This is a genomic window from Tenacibaculum finnmarkense genomovar ulcerans (genome assembly GCF_900239495.1).
Classification (GTDB): Bacteria; Bacteroidota; Bacteroidia; order Flavobacteriales; family Flavobacteriaceae; genus Polaribacter; species Polaribacter ulcerans.
The window spans coordinates 1-1,280 of record NZ_OENE01000021.1 but is presented as its reverse complement, the minus strand read 5'-3'; the positions used below and the strand labels follow the sequence as shown (position 1 = coordinate 1,280).

Sequence of the window (1,280 nt, the reverse complement as noted above, 5' to 3'; positions counted from 1 at the left end):
TAGTATATACTTATACACAAACAACTGATTTAGGTTGTAAAGAAAATTCTGCAAAGGTTACAATTACAATTCAAGATGATGCAAAAAGCGCAGGAAAAGATGGAAAATTAACTGTTTGTAAAGGAGTAAATCCTACAAATGATGATTTATTCGCTGCTTTAGAAGGAAATCCTGAGGCGGGTGGAACTTGGAAAAAAAACGGCTTGGTATATACTTATACACAAACAACTTATTTAGGTTGTAATCCGAAATCAGCAAGTGTAACTGTTGATGAAGATACTGCAAAAAATGCTGGTGAAAACGGAATGTTAACTGTTTGTAAAGGAACAGTTTTAACAGAAAAACAATTGTTTGATGCTTTAGAAGGTTCTCCTGATCTTGGTGGAACTTGGACATCAAACGGCTTAGTATATACCTATACACAGGTGGCTAGTTTGGGTTGTAATCCTAATTTTTCAAGAGTAGTTGTGATGGAGCAATCCGAAGCAAAAAGTGCAGGGGCTGATGCGACTTTAACAATTTGTAAAGGAACAACTTTAACAGAAAAACAATTATTCGCTGCTTTAAAAGGAAATCCTGAAACGGGTGGAACTTGGTCAGAAAATGGTTTAATATACACTTATACACAAACAACAAGTTTAGGGTGTAATAATAAATCAGCAAGTGTAACTGTTAATGAAGAATCTGAAGTGAAAAGTGCAGGATTAGATGGCGTTTTATCAATGTTAGACGGAACAGAACCTACGGAAGATGATTTATTTGCAGCCTTAGAGGGGTTCCCTGATACGGATGGTTCTTGGGTTAAAAAGAACAGCAATACCTATATTTATACGATCACTTCAACAAGCCCGTGTACAAAAAATAAAACCGCTACAATTCGTATAAAAAGGAATCAAGAAGTGGCAAACGGATTTTCACCAAATGGTGATGGTGTGAATGATACTTGGATAGTACTGCCAGATGTGGCAAATAAATATCCAAAGAATATTATGCGTATTTACAACAGACACGGAAATTTAGTGTACAAGGCGCTTACCTATAATAATGATTGGGATGGTACTTCTAACGGAAAAATAACGATAAACAAAGAATCAAAACTTCCGGTGGGTTCTTATGTCTATATTTTAGAGCTAAACAACGCTACAAAAAAGGTTTTAAAAGGCTGGGTTTATATAAATTACTAAATAAAAATGATGTTATTAAAAAAATTAACCTTCGTGCTATTAATCACGTTGGCTTACACGGGTATTGCTCAAAACAATGTAGATTATTCATTGTAT

General features: G+C 34.6%; 1 protein-coding gene. It reads left to right on the top strand.

The window, feature by feature from the left end; genetic code table 11:
- Positions 1–1,184, top strand: a 1,184-nt coding sequence (locus DPIF8902391_RS07495; RefSeq protein WP_172505468.1) for a gliding motility-associated C-terminal domain-containing protein, incomplete at its 5' end; no start/stop codon positions are given.
- Positions 1,185–1,280 lie beyond the last annotated feature (96 nt).